General features: G+C 30.3%; 1 protein-coding gene. It reads left to right on the top strand.

The window, feature by feature from the left end:
• A partial coding sequence (locus SB752_RS32915) for a hypothetical protein (protein WP_486320412.1) occupies positions 1-254 on the top strand: 254 nt, incomplete at both ends.

Here is a 254-nt window from a genome sequence, read left to right on the forward strand (position 1 = left end):
GAAGCTCATTGATTTTAGGTTTTTTAAAAATGATTGTTGCGATAGAAATATTTTTACCGGTAATGGCAATGATAGGAAACCGAGGAATGTTTTATGGTGTTTTCTATTCATTTATTCTTGTGATGAATCAAATTGCGGCATATTATGCAGTTGAGGTTTCTATTTTATATAACTGGCAGCAGTTTTTTATCATTATCTCTATTTTATGTTTTGTATTGGCGCTGTTGCAGTGGATTTTTATGCATAATCAATAT

Origin of the sequence: Brevibacillus sp. SIMBA_040 (genome assembly GCF_046535075.1) — a bacterium.
Taxonomy (GTDB): Bacteria; Bacillota; Bacilli; order Brevibacillales; family Brevibacillaceae; genus Brevibacillus.